Below are 17,323 nucleotides of genomic sequence, written 5' to 3'. Positions count from 1 at the left end.
GATCGTCGAGTGCCCGCCAGCTCCAGAAGAAGCTGTCCAAGGCCAACTTGAACTGGCGGGCCTGCCCATTCATGGAAGCAGGTCACGCACTCGATTCCCTGCTGTCAGGTACAGCAGAATCCTGAATCAGCAGGAACCTGCGGGGCGCCCCGCGGAGCCACTGCTCATTCCTGCGACCTCAGTTGGTCCATGCGCCCCGGCGCGGCTGGTTTCGCCGCGCGAGCCGCTGGGCCCTGTGGTTCCTGTGGAACCACCCGCATCGCCGGGTCGTCATCGGTTCCTGTTCCTCGGACCTGGCCGAGGAGAACGGTCCCGCCATGGCCTGCCGGAAGATGATGCCGGGATCTACCGGCCGTCACCTGAGCCCAGCACAATCGCCCGTATGACGATCGACACGGGTGCGACGCCGCCCACGCACAACACGCCCCTCGCACTCGCACGGGGGTTGCTGACCGGTGGCGTGGTCGGGACATCGCTCGCCGCGCTCGTCGTGGGCGGAATCGTCAAGAACGGGCCGCTGTTCGCCACAGGGTTGGCTCTGCCCGTGGTCTACGGACTGCTGTTCTTCCTCGCCGGAATGCCGAGGCGGGCCCGGGAGGCGGCGGTCGTGCCCCGCACAGCGCTCGCGATGATCGAGTGTCTGGAGGCCGTCAAGGGCGAGTCGAGCGACATCCCGGTGCAGTTCGAGCTCACCGTCGCACCGGACGACGGGCCTGCGTACAGGGTGGCCATCACGCAGGACATCAACCTCGTGGACCTGCCCGACTACCGCCCGCGCGGTGTTGTGGTGGTCCAGTACCCGCCGGACCAGCCATGGCGGGTGCGCATCGTCAAGCGGCCGACGCCGGAGTGGGAGGACCGGGCGGCCTCGTCCCGCCTGGATTCGGTGCCTGGGACGGCCGTAGTGGCCGCGCCCCCGGAGGGCTGTGCCTTCGGCTTCGTTGTGATCCTTGGCCTGCTGCTCGGCGCGGCCGCCGTGGTCCTGCTCTTCCGCGCGGACCTCTTTGACCGGGATGCCACCGCGAAGCCGCCCTCGGCCGTGCGACCGTCCGTTTCCTCCACGTCGTCGACCACGGTTGTGTCGTCGGTGTCCGGAACGGTCGCCCTGGGCCCGGGCCGGTCGTTTCTCGACAAGGGCGAGCTGGACCGGGCCCTCGACTCGATCACCAGCGGTCGGGACACACACCAGGCGCTCACCGTCGTCGTGCAGGAGCGCCTGCTGTCGGTCGTGTTCTCGCCTGCCGGAACGCAAAGTCCGGGGTTCGCCCTGCGTGCGCTGCCCTACGACCGTTTCCCCGCCCTGGTCGAGAAGGCCACGGCCACCCTCGGCGCCCACTCCCCGCGGACCTGGCAGATCACCGCCGACCGTCTCACCGGATCCCTGATCATCAGGGTCGTTGTGACCGGGGCAGAGGGCACGGCGTCACTGGAGGCGAACGGTCAGGGCAAGGTGGTGCGGCGCGCGGCCGCAAAGTGAGGGCCCCGGTACCGCACTGTTCCGGACGGCAAGGGGTGTTGCCCGGTGGCCGTCCCCGAAGTGGCAGGAGGAAAGACGGATGGGCTGGCACGTATATCTGGTGCCGTGGTGTGGCGTGTTCGGCGCGGTGGCGCTGGTCGGATACGGGAGGTCGCTGGCCGGGATGACCCGGGCCCAGCGGACGGTCCGGGCGAAGGGGCGGATCGAGCGGGTGGACGAGCCCCGGCACGGAAGCTCCCCGAACGACGGGATAGCAGTGGTCGTCTCCTTCCAGGACCCGGCCACCGGGCAGGAGTTCACCGTCACCAACGACGGTGAGCGCGGTGAGAGGATCAGCGTGGCCTGGACGGGCCGCGAGATCGGCGTCCACTACCCGCGTGGAAGACCCCACGCCTTCCGGTTCGCCAACCACCTCTCCGAAGGCGGGCGCGGACTCGGCTGGCCGACGTTCGCGCTCTTCCTCGTCTACGCCGGCCTGGTCACCGTCGCCGCGATCGACCGGGGCTGGCCGTGGGCACTGCTCGGCTTCTGCGGGCCCTGGGCCCTCTCCGGCGTCTACCACCTGCCCGGGAACGTCCGTGACAGGAACCGCCGAATAGACGCGCTGGCCGCCATGGCCGCCGTACCCGGCCGTGTCGTCGCCGTGCTCAAGAGCGTCACCGTCGACTCCGATGACGGCCACATCTCCACGCACCTGGTTCCGGTCCTCAGCTTCACCACCCTCGACGGCAGAGCCGTCACGGCCTACTGCGAGTCCAGGCTGCCGGACCCCGCCGGGGCACGGGGTCTGGACGTCACGATCCACTACGCCCCCGACGACCCGGCGAACTTCGTCCTGGACGTCGAGGCCGAACGGCGTTCCTGGAAGCGGGACATGGCCGTCAACGTCGTGGGCGTTCTGATCGTGGCGACGGCAGCCGTGATGGGGGTGGTCGCGCTGTGAAGCGGGAGCCGGGGCTGCCGTGATCGGCACCCCACCCCGGCCGGGCAAAGCCGAGGTCGGCCCCCTTCACGCCGAGCACGGCGCCGGGTGACCGCCGCAGACTTCACGTACAGGTGGTCCGCACTGCTCACTCCCGGGAGTGATCCCGCTGTACGGTCGGGCGGTACCGCAGCCATCGACACGGGAGCCGAAATGGGGCCGGATCATGTTCCTGATTGGTTCTGGGAGGTGCTGGAAGCAACACGGCCGAGCCTGTCCGCCCTTGAATTGTGGTTGGAGTCCCAGCCACGGGAAGTCCTCGAAGCCTTCGCGCCGGCGTACGAGTCCGCGGCTGATTCGCTGGCCGACTTCTCGGAAGGCGTGAGCGTGGACGGGTACGTCTGGTCCGAGGACAGCACCGAAGACCTGTGCATGTGGGTGGTCGGGCAGGGCTACGGGCTGTGGAGCTCGGTGATCGCGGGAGAAGTGCGGCTGGAGGAAGCCGCGCAGATGTATCTGGGCCGTGCGCGGCTTCTTCCGGACTCCGCAGCGCCGTGGGACGAGGACGTCTCGAACCCGGAGCACAGGGGCTACCAGTCCCCCTGGGCCATCGTCCACGGCGTCTACCGGACACGTTTTTCCGAAGAACTCCATGAACGGTTCGGGGTACCTGAGGAGGTTGCCCGGCCGGGCGGGTAGCGCGACGGGACTCGTGGCACAGATGTCCGCAATCGCTGCCGTGGGAGGCGGAAGCCGCACGCGGCAACACCGCGCACACTCACCGGGTTCGGCACACGTCCGGTCCAGGCGACCTGCCACCCCGACGAGAGCCGCTGCGACCGGTTCTCGCCCGACGTGCGACACCCCGGCCCAGCCCCGTTCCGGCACCCACCCCCACCGGGAATCTATGTCCCTGCGGCCGACCCCTCGGCGGAGTCGCCGCGGGAGGTCCATGCCGGTGCGGCACCGACCAGCGAGTCGAGGCGTTCCAGACGCTGGGCCGTGGCGCTGTCGGTGGGCGTCATGACGATGATCCGCTCGCCACGCGCCCGGTCCAGCCACAGGCTCTGGAACTGGACGTCGAGGGCGCCGACGCGCGGTGACTGGTAGCGGCGCAGCTGGGTGCGGTCGCCCACGATTTCGTACGACTCCCAGTGCCGTACGAAGTCCGGCGACTCCTGGCGAAGCCGGGTGATCAGCGCGTTCCAGCGGGGGTCGTCGCGGTGTTCCGGCTGGCGGGTGCGGAGTTTCGCGGTGATTTCGCGAAGGACGCTGTCCTCGTCGACCAGGCTGTTGCGCCAGCTCGGTTCGGTGAACATCAGCCAGGCGCAGTTGCGTTCCTCGACCGGGTACGCGTCCAGGTCGGCGAACAGGTACCGGTAGGTGCGATTGGCCGCGACCAGGTCGTAGCAGTCGGTCTGGACGGCGGCCGGGTACGGCAGCAGCTTGGCCAGGACGGTGGTGTGCTCGGGGCGCAGGTCCATGGGCGGTCCTGGTTCGGTGGCCGTGCCACGGCCCGCGAGTACCATCAGGTGGCGGTGCTCGGCGGCATCCAGGCGCAGCACGCGCGCCACCGCGTTCAGCACCTGGTCGGACGCGTTCTTGGCCCGCCCCTGTTCGAGCCACGTGTACCAGGTGACCCCGACTCCGGCGAGCTGCGCGACCTCCTCGCGCCGCAGACCGGGTGTACGGCGGCGGCCGCCTGCGGGCAGGCCCACCTCACCGGGGGTGACGCGGGCGCGGCGGGCGCGAAGGAAGGCACCGAGAGTGCTGCGGTCGGGTGTCGAAGAGGTCACCACCCCAGTGTCCTGGCTCGGGGCCGGTGAATCCAGGTAGTGCCGGTACCCCTATAGCTGGACTCCTGGTACCAGGATGAAGCGGGGCGCAGGGTCGTGGTCATGACCACACAGACCGTTCCCGCCACGCATACTGTGGCGCCGCACCCGGCGCGCGCCCTCACCGGCGCCGGCCTCGCCGTCCTGCTCGTCGCCTACCTGCCCGTGAACATGACGTTCGGGTCGGTCAACCTGCTCGAACCCGCGATCACCGATGACCTCGGTGTGACCGTGTCGGGCGGGCAGCTCGTGCTGTCCGCGTACACCACGGCGTTCGCCGCGACCCTCGTCGTCGCGGGGCGACTGGGCGACCGGTTCGGACGGCGCCGGCTGCTCGCGGCCGGCGTCGGCGCGTTCGGCGTGGCCTCCGTTCTCGCCGCACTCGCACCGAACCTGGTCACACTCGTCGCGCTGCGCGCCGTACTGGGCGTCGCCGCGGGCCTGTTCACGCCGCAGGTCCTGTCCACCATCCAGTCCACGGCGCCCGAGAAGCTGCGGGCGCTGGGCGTGACGCTGTTCGCCGCCGTCAGCGGCATCGCGACCGTCACCGGACAGCTCCTCGCGGGCGCCGTGGCCCAGGCCGTCGGTGACCACTGGGGCTGGCGGCTTGTCCAGGTGCTCACCGGGACGATAGGAGCGGCCGCGCTGTTCGCCCTGCGCATCGTGCCCGAGTCGCGCTCGACGGCGCCGCTCGCGCTCGATCTGCGCGGGGCCGCGCTCCTCGGTACGGGCCTGCTCCTCGTCGTGGTGCCCCTGACGCTCGGCACCTCCGCGGGCGGTCCTGCCCCGGTGCTGGCGATGCTGACCGCAGGCGGTGCGGTGCTCGCCGTCTTCGCCCGCTCGCAGCGCGCCGCGGAACGCCGCGACGAACTGCCCGTCGTACCGCCGAGCGTGCTGCGCACCCCGGCCGTACGGCAGGGACTGATCATGACACTGCTGTTCTTCACCGGTTACGGGGCCTTCCTGTACGAGTTCTCGGCGCTCTCCCAGGGCGCGTTCGGCGTGGACGCCTGGGGCACCGTCGTGCTGCTGCTCGGGTTCGGCGCGGGGTTCGTCGTCACCGCCCTCGCCCTACCGGCCGTGGAACGCCGCACCGGGCGCTGGACGATGACGGGTGCGGCCATCGGGCAAGCGGCCGTGCTCCTGGGCCTCGCCCTCACCGTGAACGGCACCCACGGCGAGTCCCCGTCGGCCCTGCAGCCGCTCCTGATCGCGCTCGGTGTCACTCAGGCCCTGATGTACGGGCCGGTCCTCCGTACGGTCCTGTCGCGCACACCGACGTGGGCGGCGGGGGTCGCCGGTGGGCTCTTCACCACGTTGCAGCAGCTCGGTCTCGGCCTGGGCGTGGCGCTCCTGGGAGGCGTCTTCCACGCCGTGGCCACCACAACGGCGGGCGGTTCCGCCGCCGGGCTGCCCCACGGTTTCGCCGTCGCCGTGACCGTGCAGGCCGCCCTGGCACTGGCATTCGCCTTCCTGGCCGCACGTATCGCACCGGCCGGGGCGGCCTGACGCAGGTGGATGTGCAGGTGTTCCTCGCGGCCTGGGTGTCCCATGGGCCCTGGTCGCCGGGTCGGGCCTGGTGTGATCAACGGCACCCCCGACGGCACGGAACACCGTGCTGCGGGTGCCGTACACGGCCGTCACACCGGAGGGCTGCGGCCGGGGTCGCCGGGTGTCCGCTCCGGCGGCGATCTTTGCTCCCGCTGCGGAATCCCGGACCGCTTCCGCACAAGGGTGAGCGCGGGCCGGACGCCGGTGCGGGTCGCGCAGCAGGTACGGCGCTGCGCCACCGAAACCCTCGACGTCCAGGGCCTTTCGTTCGGATCGGCCCGGCATGACCCGAACGAGAGGCCCCGGGTGTGCGACAGCGGTCCATGCCGGTCACACGGGCTTCACGTGGACAACGACTGTGCCGGGGCGGCCGCGGAAGAGGGATGCTCCTGGCACCCTCCATCACGGCCGGAACAGCGGAGCCCTCAAGTGACCTGCCGTTCAACGAGGATGGCCGAGTTGAACAGTTCCTCGGTCTCCCGGTCGGTCAGCGAGAGTGCCAGTGCGAGTTCTGCCAGGACTGGCGGGCGGGCGTGCTTGAGCATGTCCTTCTCCCCCGGGGAAAGCCCGTGCTTCTCCTGACGTCGCACCAGGTCACGAACGACGCCGGCCGTGAGCAGAAGGTCGCCGATCCGGAGTCGCTCGCTGTTGGCCTTGAAGCGGCGTGGCCAAGTCTCCTCCTCCTCGCATGTGGGAGCCCTCAGGACGTCGAGCAGTTCTTGGATCTGTGCCGCGGTGCACACCGATCGCAGGCCCACCGCGTCGGCCTTTTCAACCGGAACCGCAATGCGCAGGTCGGTCCCATGGACTCGGAACTGGATGTACCGCCTGCTCTCGCCATTGACCGAGCGGTCGAAAACCTCGGTGACGGTGGCCGGACCGTGCTGGGGGTGGATGAGTGTCTGCCCCTCGGAGAACTGCATGTTGTCAACCCTCGCCTGTGCGTGCGGCGCCGCGCTCGGCCCAGCCCCCTTGCGTGTTGCAGGGCGTACAGCCGTCCCACTGCCGGTCCCGGCCGCAGAGGGACGGTGGTCGGCAAGCGTGGGAGCGCAGGGGTCGGCGCATTCATACGGATGAGTGTGCAAAACCTCTGCGAACCAGCTCTTCCATTTTCCATCACATCATGCGCATCACCGGACGTGATCCCGGTCACATCGAAGTGGGTGCACCAAGTCGAAGAAGGGACGCGGTCATTCCGTGGACACCGGCGACGATTCAATGGGAGGCGCTGCGCAGCGGTCGCCCATCAAGCCCCATTGATAGTATGCAAGCGACACGCATATCGATGAGATGCGCCTCGCTGCACGCACGCACGTGCGTCTGCGATCCCTTTCTCCTCTGCGTCGGGACCCGCTGTCACACCCTCCGGGCGGCAGTCGCGCGGACCGCAGAATGAGAAGTGGGGTTGCACATGGTCGACAAGGGCAAAGCGCTGGATCTGGTATTGGCTCAGATCGAGCGGCAATTCGGCAAGGGCGCGGTGATGCGCCTCGGTGAGCGGCCGAACGAGCCCATCGAAGTGATTCCCACCGGGTCGACCGCCCTCGACGTGGCCCTCGGTGTCGGCGGTCTGCCGCGCGGCCGTGTGGTGGAGGTGTACGGGCCGGAGTCCTCCGGCAAGACGACGCTGACGCTGCACGCGGTGGCGAACGCGCAGAAGCTCGGCGGTTCCGTCGCCTTCATCGACGCGGAGCACGCCCTGGACCCCGAGTACGCGAAGAAGCTCGGCGTCGACATCGACAGCCTCATCCTGTCCCAGCCGGACAACGGCGAGCAGGCCCTTGAGATCGTGGACATGCTGGTCCGCTCCGGCGCCCTCGACCTGATCGTCATCGACTCCGTCGCGGCGCTCGTGCCGCGCGCGGAGATCGAGGGCGAGATGGGTGATTCGCACATGGGTCTCCAGGCCCGTCTGATGAGCCAGGCGCTCCGCAAGATCACCAGTGCGCTCAACCAGTCCAAGACCACCGCGATCTTCATCAACCAGCTCCGCGAGAAGATCGGGGTGATGTTCGGCTCGCCGGAGACCACCACCGGTGGCCGGGCGCTGAAGTTCTACGCCTCGGTGCGCCTCGACATCCGCCGGATCGAGACGCTGAAGGACGGCACCGACGCCGTCGGCAACCGCACCCGCGTCAAGGTCGTCAAGAACAAGGTCGCGCCGCCGTTCAAGCAGGCCGAGTTCGACATCCTCTACGGCCAGGGCATCAGCCGCGAGGGCGGTCTGATCGACATGGGAGTGGAGCACGGCTTCGTCCGCAAGGCCGGCGCCTGGTACACGTACGAGGGCGACCAGCTCGGCCAGGGCAAGGAGAACGCCCGCAACTTCCTCAAGGACAACCCCGATCTCGCCAACGAGATCGAGAAGAAGATCCTGGAGAAGCTGGGCATCGGGCTCCATTTCGAGGAGCCGGCTGCGCCGATCCGACGGGGCGCGGCTGCCCTGCCACCCAGCACCGGGGGCGAGGCGGAGCAGCAACCGTACAGCGCGGCGCAGCACACCGAGGGACTCCAATAGCCCGGAATTCTCACCCATTCCTCCCCGTGCTCAGAGATTCCGCGCGAGGCCAAGGGTCACCCATGCGCATTTTCGCCGCTCTTCAAACCAGCCCGAATATTCTTTGCGCATGCGGTGAACTTCCCTGTCAAGGGAGACATTTACCACGCCGATCCGGCCCTGAATGACGAACCTGGCATGCGGTGACGCGGTGTTACGGTAAGTCTCGGCTGGTTGTCAACATCACCTGAGGTTTACGAAGTGAGAAATCGACTCGTCGTCAAGGGTGCCCGGCAGCACAATCTCCGTGACGTTTCCGTCGAACTGCCCCGGGATGCACTTGTCGTGTTCTCGGGCGTGTCGGGGTCCGGAAAGTCAAGCCTGGCATTCGACACCATATTTGCCGAGGGACAGCGGCGCTATATTGAATCCCTTTCCTCCTATGCGCGGCAGTTCATCGGGCAGCTCGACAAGCCCGACGTCGATGCCGTCGAGGGACTTTCCCCAGCAATCGCCATTGATCAGAAGACGTCGAGCCGCAACCCGCGTTCCACGGTGGGCACCATCACCGAGGTCTACGACCACCTGCGCCTGCTGTACGCCCGGATCGGCCACCCCCACTGCCCCGAGTGCGGCGAGCCGGTCAGCCGGCAGACACCGCAGCGCATCGTCGACCTCCTGCTGGACGAGGACGAGGGAACCCGGTTCCAGGTCCTGGCCCCCGTCGTCCGCGACCGCAAGGGCGAGCATGTCGAGATCTTCCGGCAGTTGTCCGCCGATGGATTCAGCCGGGTCCGGGTTGACGGGACGGTCCTCGCGCTGACGACGCCGCCCGCACTGGACAAGCGCAAGAAGCACTCGATCGACGCGGTCGTCGACCGGCTGACCGTCAAGCCCGGTATCAGGCAGCGGCTGACGGAATCAGTGGAAACCGCGCTGGGGATCGGATGCGGCGTCCTGCGGGTCGAGTTCGTGGATCAGAAACCCGGCTCGGCCGGCCGCGAGTTGGTGCTCTCCGAGGAGATGGCCTGTCCGCGCTCCCACGACATCGGCCTGGAGTCGCTGGAGCCCCGGCTGTTCTCCTTCAACGCACCCTGGGGCGCCTGCCCCACCTGCGCAGGACTCGGTTCACACAGAGAGGTCGACCCAGCTCTTGTCGTGCCGGACGACACCATGTCACTGGCGGAGGGTGCCATCGCCCCCTGGACCAACACCAGCGGCGCCGACTACTACACCCGCCTGCTCGAAGCACTGGGCGCGGACGTCGGCTTCAGTGTCACCACCCCCTGGCGTGAACTTCCTTCCGGTATACGTCAGATGGTGCTGCACGGTGCGGAGCGGCGGCTGCACCTGACGTACCGGAACCGCTTCGGACGTGACCGCTCGCACGTATCCCGCTTCGAAGGAGTCATCCCGCACATCAAACGCCGCTACGCCGAGGGCTCCGAGTCCGCAGCCGGCCACAACCGGTTCGCCGGGTACATGCGCGCGGAGCCGTGTGCGGCTTGCGGGGGTGCGAGGCTCGCCCCGGGAGTTCTCGCGGTCACGGTCGGCGGGCGCAGCATCGCCCGGACGGCCGCCCTGCCACTGGGTGAACTCGCCTCGTTCATAAATGAGTTGGAGCTCAGTGCCCGTGAGCAGAGGATCTCCGAGGCGTTGCTCTCGGAGATCGGCGAACGGCTGCGGTTCCTGCTCGATGTCGGCCTGGACTACCTCTCGCTCGACCGGCCCGCCGCTTCCCTCTCGGGCGGGGAGGCGCAGCGGATCCGGCTCGCGACCCAGATCGGCGCGGGGCTGACCGGGGTGCTGTACGTACTGGACGAGCCGTCCATCGGGCTGCACCAGCGCGACAACCAGCGGCTCATCGCGACCCTGAAGCGGCTGCGCGACCGCGGTAACACCGTGTGCGTCGTCGAGCACGACGAGGAGACGCTGCGGAACGCCGATTGGGTGGTGGACGTCGGCCCGGGCGCGGGCACACACGGCGGCCGGATCGTCTGCTCGGGCACCGTGCGGGAGCTGGCCGTACATCCTGAGTCCGTCACCGGCGCCTACCTCTCCGGACGTCGCACGATCCCCCTGCCCATCCGGCGCAGAGAGGCTGAACCGGGCCGCGCCCTCACTGTGCACGGAGCATCCGAGCACAACCTGCGCAACGTGACGGTGCCGTTTCCTCTCGGTCTGTTCACCGTGGTCACCGGCGTCTCGGGATCCGGCAAGTCGACCCTGGTCAATGACATTCTGCACACCGCGCTCGCCCGGCGCGTCCACCGTGCACACAGGGTGCCGGGCCGGCACCGCACCATCACGGGCGTCGAGCACATCGACAAGGTGGTCCAGGTCGACCAGTCGCCGATCGGCCGCAGTCCCCGCTCCAACCCGGCGACGTACACAGGTGTCTTCGACCATCTGCGCAAGCTGTTCGCCCAGACCCCGGAGGCGAAGGTGCGGGGCTACCAGCCCGGCCGGTTCTCCTTCAACGTCAAGGGCGGCCGCTGCGAACACTGCTACGGCGACGGCACCATCAAGGTCGAGATGAACTTCCTCCCGGACGTCTACGTCCCTTGCGAGGTATGCCGGGGCGCCCAGTACAACCGGGAGACCCTCGACGTGCGTTACAGGGAGAGGTCCATCGCGGACGTGCTGGCCATGACCGTGGCGGAGAGCCTGGACTTCTTCGACGGCCACCAGATCCTCTCCCGGCACCTGCGGGCCCTGGACGACGTCGGGCTCGGCTATGTGAAGCTCGGCCAGGCAGCCACCACGCTGTCCGGCGGTGAGGCGCAGCGCGTCAAGCTCGCCGCCGAGCTCCAGCGCCGTACTCGTGGGCGCACCCTCTACGTGCTGGACGAACCCACCACCGGCCTTCACACCGCCGATGTCGCCCGTTTGCTGACGGTGCTTCAACGGCTGACCGACGGCGGCAACACGGTCGTCGTCATCGAGCACAACCTCGACGTGATCAAGTCGGCCGACCACTTGATCGACATGGGACCGGAAGGCGGACACCAGGGAGGCGAGGTCATCGCCGAAGGCACCCCGGAGCAGGTCGCGGCCAACGCCCGAGCGCACACCGGGCGTTATCTGAAAGCCCTGTTGGAGCCCATGTGAACGAGACCGTCCTCCACGGCCCGAACCGCTCGGCCAGGTCACGCCACTGCACACCGGTCCGCACCTGGTGCAGAATCCCGTCGGTCATCTGCCGATGATCCCGCCACCGGACACAACGCCTGTTGCTCACCGGCAGGAACGGCCTCAACCGCTCCCACTCGGCATTCGACGGATCGCCGCGTTCTTCCTGCCCCGTGCCCGGACCAACGGCCAAAGCCCGGCGACGGTCATCTGATCGGCCAGGTCCTGTGCGGCGGATCGTGGTCGGAGCCATGATTCGCCGGACTGGACCTAGACGCTGCTCTCGTACGTGACCCAGGTCGTACGCGCGGCAACGGTGTTGTAGAGGGCCTGGGCCTGGTGATTGTCCTCTGCGGTGACCCATTCCACGAAGGACCGCCCCTCGGCAGCGGCGCGTGCTCGCAGCCCCTGGATCAGCGCCCGTCCGACGCCCCGTCCGCGGACTGCCGGGTCGGTGAACAGGTCGTCGAGGTAGATGCCCGTCGTTCCGGTGTACGGGGAGGGGACGGGGCGGTGGTGCGCGAACCCGACGACGGCTCCGTCGACCTCCGCGACGAGGGCGTCGCATGCGTGCCCGGGGTCCGTCAGCCAGGCCCAGGCGCGGGAGACGACCTCCTCGGACTCCTCCAGCCGGTAGAACTCGCGGTACTGGCGGAACAGTTCGCGCCAGCAGGCTTCGTCCGTCGCTGCGACGGGGCGGATGGTCGGAGTGTTGGATGTCACGCGGTGTTCCTTCTGTGCTCGTGCACGGGCGGCGGGATGCGGCGCGCGCTGCTGGTGCCGTATCGGGCGTCGTTCGCCCGTGCGGTCCTACCGGTGGAGGCGGGCGTGCTACGTGCGGGTGGCCTCGAAGGTCCACACGTCGTCCGCGGCGGTCGGTGCGATGCCCGCCCGGTAGCCGCCGTGGACGGTGACGTCGGTGAAGCCCGCCCGGTGCAGCATGGCGGTGAACTCGGCGAGCCCGAACCACAGCAGGGAGAAGATCCGGAGTTCCGCCTCGTAGGCGCCGGGTTCGCGGTGCGTGGTCATGTCACTCTCGAAGACGTCGGCCTTCAGTCCTCGACGGGCGCAGTTGACGCGGCACTGTGCCGGCATGGCGGCCGAGGTGTCGTAGCCGCGCACCGCCAGTCCCCGTTCGAGCAGGGGCATCAGGATGCGGCCGGTGCCCACGGCTGGTTCCAGTACGGGGCCGGACACGTTCCGCAGGCGGTCGGCGTGGAACTCGAAGTCTCCGAACGAGGTGCCGGTCGGCTTGTCGAGTTCGTGGAAGAGGGTCGCCAGTGGTCCGTAGCGCCAGGTCGTGGCGTCGAAGCCGGTGTTCATGCGGTCCTTCGGTGATGTTTCGGATGGGTGTGAGTACTCGTCAGTGTCCCCGCTCACCGCCGGCAGCGCGGATGTCGGACAGGGACCGCTTCTGACGGCCTTCCGCCTCGAAGTTGTCGGGTGAGAGCCACTGCCGCAGCGCCGTGCCGACGCGCGGCCACTCGGCGTCGATGACGGAGTACCAGGCGGTGTCGCGGCTGCGGCCCTTGTAGACCACGGCCTGGCGGAAGATCCCTTCGAAGGTGAAGCCCAGCCGCAGGGCCGCCTTGCGCGAGGGTGCGTTGAGGCTGTCGCACTTCCACTCGTAGCGGCGGTGGCCGAGGCCGTCGAAGACGTAGGACATGAGCAGGAACTGGGCCTCGGTGGACACCGGGGTCCGCTTCAGCAGGGGCGAGAAGGCCACGCTGCCGACCTCGACGACGCCGTTGGACGGGTCCTGGCGCATCAAGGCGAAGGTGCCCACGGCCTTGCCGGTGCGCAGGTCGACGACCGCGTACTCCAGGGTGTCGTCCGCCCGCGCCGCCGCCGTCAGGTGGGCGCGATAGTCGGCCTGGCCGTCGAAGGGGCCGACCGGCATGTAGGTCCAGTCGCTGCCGTCCGTCGCGAGGGCGAAGGCCGCGTACAGGTCGTCGGTGTGGCGGTCCGCGTCCAGGGGCTCCAGTCGGCAGAAGCTGCCCTCAAGGGTGTCCCGGGCGGGCGCGGGAACAGCCGTCCAGCCGGGCAGAGGGCGGCCGACGGGTTGGCCGTATTCGTTGGGACGTGCGGTCATGCTGATCTCCTCGTGTGTTCCGGCACTTCCAGACTAGGCATCGCGTGGACCCTCGATAAGGGCCACGGTAGGGTCATTCCATGGAGCCACGACGGAGCGTGCGCACCGGGAGGACGCGGTGGGAGAGGACCGAACGGCGCAGGCCGACAACGAAGCTTTGGGGCCGCAGCTCGACTTCCTGCTACAGGAGCCGCTGTCCCGGGGGCGCGGCGGGGAGTCCCTCCAGAAGCAGCTTCTGCACCGCATTCGGGTCGCTGTCCTCGACGGCCGACTGCCGGCGGGCAGTCGCCTGCCGGGCTCGCGCGCCCTGGCAGAAAGTCTCGGGGTGTCACGCAACACCGTGACGCTCGTGTTCGATGTGCTGAGCACTGAGGGCTACATCGAGCCCAGCAGGCAGGGCACTCGTGTCGCCGCACTGGCCCGCCCGGAGCCGGAGGACGGCGCGCACTCGGCCCCGGCCACCCTGGCACGGCGTGGCGAGCGGATCCGCAAGTACGACCTGTCAGGTGCCGACTCCCTCACCTTCGCACCAGGTGTCCCCGCCCTGGCCCAGTTCCCGCTGGCGGCCTGGCGGCGCTCTCTGGACCGGGTGGTCCAGCGCGGCGGGACACAGCTGCTGAGCTACGGCCCACCGCGCGGCGAACCGGCGCTGAGGGCCGCCATCCTGCGTCACCTCGCCCTCGCCCGCGGCCTGCACTGTCTCCCGGAGCAGGTCGTCATCACCGAAGGGGCGCAGGAGGCGCTCGCCCTGTGTGTCCGGCTGGTCACCGACCCGGGGGACACTGCCTGGGTCGAGGACCCGGGCTACCGCGGCGCGCAGACCGCGCTGAGCGGCGGCGACCTGACCGTGGTGCCCGTCCCGGTCGATGCGGAGGGCCTGCTGACCTCCGCATCCGACTGGAAGGACCACCCGCCCCGGCTCGTGTCCACCACCCCCGCGCACCAGTACCCGACGGGAGCGGTCCTCACCGCGTCCAGACGCCTCGACCTGATCGAGAAGTGCCGCCTGCACGGCGCCTGGATCATCGAGGACGACTACGACAGCGAGTTCCGCCACAGCGGGGAACCCCTCGCATGCATGCAGGGCCTGGCACCCGGCGCGCCGGTGCTCTACGTCGGCACCTTCAGCAAGACCCTCTTCCCCTCCCTGCGCCTGGGGTTCCTAGTCCTGCCCGAACCGCTGGTCGACCGGGCGGCACCGGTCGTGGACGAACTGCTGCGCGGCGGGCACCGCCACGAACAACTCGCCCTCGCGCACTTCATGGAGAGCGGTCAGTACAGCAGACACCTCGCCCGCATGCGCCGCCTCTACCGCCGCAGACGCGACGTGCTCAGGGCGGCACTGGCCGAACACCTCGATGTGCCCCACACGGTGACCGGCGGGGACAGCGGAATGCACCTGACCGTGCAGCTGCCGCCGGACACCCCCGACCAGCCCCTCGCCCGCGCTGCCCGCTGCCACCGGATGGCTCCCCGGCCCCTGTCCCAACACTCCCTGGTGCCCGACGCCGCCCACAACGGACTCGTCCTGGGCTACGGCAACACCCCCGAATCGGCCTTCGCCCCCGGCCTGCGCCAACTCTCGCACCTGATCAGGGACCTGGCCCGAACACCCGCGCCCCGCGGTTCCCGGCCCGGCCTCTACGGCGCGCCCGAAACCGACGTCCCGCACCCAATCCCGGTTGGGCACTCTCCGGTGATCGCTCCACCGCCCGCCCCGACGACCGGACTTCGGTGAATACGGTGGAAGTCGCGTCGCCGTTCGTCTGAACGAAGTACCGGAGGCCGGCCGGTTTCATGATCCGCCGGACAGGCCCTGACCGAAGAACCGGGCCCAGACGTGCATGTGCGCCGGCAGTTGGCCCTCCTTGTTGAGGACGGCCGCCGCGCGAAGAGCCATTTCACCAAGGAGGCATCCGCCCGTAGTGTGGCCTGCTGCCAGTCTGTCGGAGCCGCGGTGGAGGCCGGGCCGGATCCGACCTTCCGGAGCGTGTGCCGCGGTGGGTGACGGTGGTCTGGTGCCGGCCACCGTCACAGGGGTCTGCGCGTCGGAGACGGTCACCGCGCGGCCCGTTGCCTCCTCCTCCGACTCCGCCCTGTTTTCGGCATGCCCCGCGGCGGACACATCGACGCCACCGTGCTCGGCTCCCGACGGGTCGTCACCATGTCCCACACCCGGGGGACGGCATCAACTACCCGCCCGCGGGACTCCGGTCGGTGACGGCCGGGCGGTCGGCGGCGGCAACGAGGTCGGCGAAGCTCAAGGGGGTGCCCGGCGCCGGGGCTGCCGCAGACCTGGTCGGTGCTGCCGTGTCGAGGCCGTCGAGGGCCAGGTCGAGGTGGCGGTGGAGGAGGTCGCCGTCGGGGTCGAGGCGGTCCAGGCCGTCGGGAAGGGGACGGGAGAGGCGGATCGAGAGCAGTACGAGGTCGCCCATGCCCACGTCGCGGCGGAGCCGGCCGGACCGGTGCGCGGCGTCGATCAGCGCTTCGACGGTGCTCGCGGTGCTGGTACGGATGCGTACGAGCTCCTCGTCGACCACGAGACCTTCGAGCAGGACGAGGATGACCGCACCCATTCGCAGGTCCGCCGCCGCATGGACGAAGCGGCGCACGGCCGCGAAGGCGTCGTCGTCCACCGCGGCAGCCGCTTCGGCCGCGCTCTCCAGGCGGGCGAGCAGGTCGCCGGTCAGGTCCCGGACGAGCGCCTCCCGGTCGGGGTAGCGCCGGTAGAGCGTGCCGGGCCCGACTCCGGCCCGGCGCACGATCAGATCCAGCGGCGCGTCGAGGCCGCGCTCCAGGAAGACGTCACGGGCCGCGTCGAGAATCCGTCGCCTGCTGCGTGCCGCATCTGCCCGCACGGTGTACCGCCTTCCATCGCCCAACCCAACCGGAGAATTCCTCTCCGCTATGTTAGCGTCTTAGAGGCGGAGAGAAACTCTCCACTTAAGGGTTCGATATCGAAGGGAACACGCCATGAACGGCACACTGACCGTCCGGACCGTGATCGACGGCACCGAGCACACGCAGGACGACATCCGCCGGTGGGAACTGGACCGCGCCCGCGCCGCGCTCGCCCTGCTCAAGGACCGGATCGGGGACGAGGCGATGCGGGAACTGCTCACCGAGGACCTCCGGGCGGCGGACCGCACGATGGCCCCGCTGCCGGACGCCTCGGGCGGTGCGTGGCGGTCCGCCGTGACCGAGATGGAAATCGGCGGGATCACCGCCGAGGAGTTCCTGACCTGGTGGCAGGGCCGGCTCGCGAGCGCCGACCGGACGGCGCTGCTCTCGGCCAACCCGGAGCACTACCTCGCCGACTCCGCCGACGGGGTGGTCGAGATCATCGAGACCATCGGCTCCGGACCGCTGCGCTTCTTCCTCACCTTCCACGACGGCGTCGCGATCGAGGACGAGGGCCACGAGACCTACCCCGTCCGGATCGGCGGCACCGGCCGACTCACGGACGGCACCGAGATCTGCCGCGTCATGCACGAGTTCGGCGACGGCCCGCACGGCCTGCGCATCCGCCTGACGATCCAGTTCCCCGCACACGCCCCCGAGCACGTCTTCACCGGCCACCAGTGGCACTTCGCCTGCGAGTTCCTCAACTGGCTGGAGGCCGCGCACACGGCACAGTGACAACGGCCGAACGACGGTGGGGAACCCCTTGCACTGCCGGGTTCCCCACCCCGCGGTCCCGCCGGCACGCACACACCATCGACACCACCCCTCGTGCGGACCAGAGAATCACCGCCCATCCCGGACACACCCGTCCGCACAACCCCTCTCCCGAAGGCCTCCCCGGCCCCTCCCCCAC

The 17,323-nt window shown here is 69.4% G+C and carries 15 protein-coding genes; 8 read left to right on the top strand and 7 right to left on the bottom strand.

All coding sequences use genetic code 11. The features are described 5' to 3' along the window. Positions 1–382: 382 nt before the first annotated feature. The 3 genes from AADR41_RS31105 (at position 383) to AADR41_RS31095 (ending at position 3,098) form a co-directional block, all read left to right on the top strand. Positions 383–1,477, top strand: a complete 1,095-nt coding sequence (locus AADR41_RS31105; RefSeq protein WP_342284908.1) for a hypothetical protein — start codon at positions 383–385, stop codon at positions 1,475–1,477. 79 nt (positions 1,478–1,556) lie between these two features. Further along, on the top strand, positions 1,557–2,420 hold the full coding sequence (locus AADR41_RS31100) for a DUF3592 domain-containing protein (protein WP_342284907.1): 864 nt from the start codon (positions 1,557–1,559) through the stop codon (positions 2,418–2,420). 192 nt (positions 2,421–2,612) lie between these two features. Beyond that, entirely contained in the window at positions 2,613–3,098 is a 486-nt protein-coding gene (locus AADR41_RS31095) for a hypothetical protein (RefSeq protein ID WP_342284906.1), read from the top strand. A 206-nt stretch (positions 3,099–3,304) separates the two neighbouring features. On the opposite strand, the gene AADR41_RS31090 is transcribed toward AADR41_RS31095, so the two are convergent. Further along, positions 3,305–4,195 carry a helix-turn-helix transcriptional regulator gene (locus AADR41_RS31090; RefSeq protein ID WP_342284904.1) on the bottom strand — a complete coding sequence of 297 codons (891 nt, stop codon included), beginning with the start codon at positions 4,193–4,195 and terminating at the stop codon, positions 3,305–3,307. A gap of 102 nt (positions 4,196–4,297) precedes the next feature. Between AADR41_RS31090 and AADR41_RS31085 the strand changes: the two genes are divergently transcribed. Further along, positions 4,298–5,743, top strand: coding sequence for an MFS transporter (locus AADR41_RS31085; RefSeq protein WP_342284901.1), 1,446 nt, complete (start codon positions 4,298–4,300; stop codon positions 5,741–5,743). 467 nt (positions 5,744–6,210) lie between these two features. Here AADR41_RS31085 and AADR41_RS31080 read toward each other — a convergent pair whose 3' ends face one another. Continuing rightward, positions 6,211–6,708: a CarD family transcriptional regulator gene (locus AADR41_RS31080; protein WP_342284899.1), complete on the bottom strand. Its 498-nt coding sequence runs from the start codon at positions 6,706–6,708 to the stop codon at positions 6,211–6,213. Between the two features lie 488 nt (positions 6,709–7,196). Here AADR41_RS31080 and recA point away from each other — a divergent pair, with 488 nt between their 5' ends. Both recA and uvrA read left to right on the top strand, forming a co-directional pair. Then, positions 7,197–8,303: a recombinase RecA gene (gene recA, locus AADR41_RS31075; RefSeq protein WP_446751136.1), complete on the top strand. Its 1,107-nt coding sequence runs from the start codon at positions 7,197–7,199 to the stop codon at positions 8,301–8,303. A gap of 240 nt (positions 8,304–8,543) precedes the next feature. Then, a complete protein-coding gene (gene uvrA / locus AADR41_RS31070) occupies positions 8,544–11,393 on the top strand; it encodes an excinuclease ABC subunit UvrA (RefSeq protein ID WP_342284897.1) in 2,850 nt (949 codons plus the stop codon). Here the strand turns inward: uvrA and AADR41_RS31065 are convergent. From AADR41_RS31065 to AADR41_RS31050, 4 genes are all read right to left on the bottom strand, one after another. Then, entirely contained in the window at positions 11,305–11,667 is a 363-nt protein-coding gene (locus AADR41_RS31065) for a transposase (RefSeq protein ID WP_446751134.1), read from the bottom strand. The genes uvrA and AADR41_RS31065 overlap by 89 nt on opposite strands. A gap of 17 nt (positions 11,668–11,684) precedes the next feature. Next, entirely contained in the window at positions 11,685–12,137 is a 453-nt protein-coding gene (locus AADR41_RS31060; protein WP_342284896.1) for a GNAT family N-acetyltransferase, read from the bottom strand. A 108-nt stretch (positions 12,138–12,245) separates the two neighbouring features. After that, positions 12,246–12,737 carry a class I SAM-dependent methyltransferase gene (locus tag AADR41_RS31055; protein WP_342284895.1) on the bottom strand — a complete coding sequence of 164 codons (492 nt, stop codon included), beginning with the start codon at positions 12,735–12,737 and terminating at the stop codon, positions 12,246–12,248. Between the two features lie 40 nt (positions 12,738–12,777). Then, positions 12,778–13,506 carry a GNAT family N-acetyltransferase gene (locus AADR41_RS31050; protein WP_342284893.1) on the bottom strand — a complete coding sequence of 243 codons (729 nt, stop codon included), beginning with the start codon at positions 13,504–13,506 and terminating at the stop codon, positions 12,778–12,780. 118 nt (positions 13,507–13,624) lie between these two features. On the opposite strand from AADR41_RS31050, the gene pdxR reads away from it, so the two are divergent. Continuing rightward, positions 13,625–15,244, top strand: a complete 1,620-nt coding sequence (gene pdxR, locus AADR41_RS31045) for a MocR-like pyridoxine biosynthesis transcription factor PdxR (protein WP_342284891.1) — start codon at positions 13,625–13,627, stop codon at positions 15,242–15,244. A 454-nt stretch (positions 15,245–15,698) separates the two neighbouring features. Here the strand turns inward: pdxR and AADR41_RS31040 are convergent, their stop codons facing one another. After that, positions 15,699–16,364 carry a TetR/AcrR family transcriptional regulator gene (locus tag AADR41_RS31040; RefSeq protein ID WP_342284889.1) on the bottom strand — a complete coding sequence of 222 codons (666 nt, stop codon included), beginning with the start codon at positions 16,362–16,364 and terminating at the stop codon, positions 15,699–15,701. A gap of 115 nt (positions 16,365–16,479) precedes the next feature. Here AADR41_RS31040 and AADR41_RS31035 point away from each other — a divergent pair, with 115 nt between their 5' ends. Further along, positions 16,480–17,145, top strand: a complete 666-nt coding sequence (locus AADR41_RS31035) for a hypothetical protein (RefSeq protein WP_342284887.1) — start codon at positions 16,480–16,482, stop codon at positions 17,143–17,145. Positions 17,146–17,323: the final 178 nt, after the last annotated feature.

The organism is Streptomyces sp. CLV115 (assembly GCF_038448545.1).
In the GTDB taxonomy this organism is placed as follows: domain Bacteria; phylum Actinomycetota; class Actinomycetes; order Streptomycetales; family Streptomycetaceae; genus Streptomyces; species Streptomyces sanglieri.
This window is presented reverse-complemented; position numbering and strand designations above follow the sequence as displayed.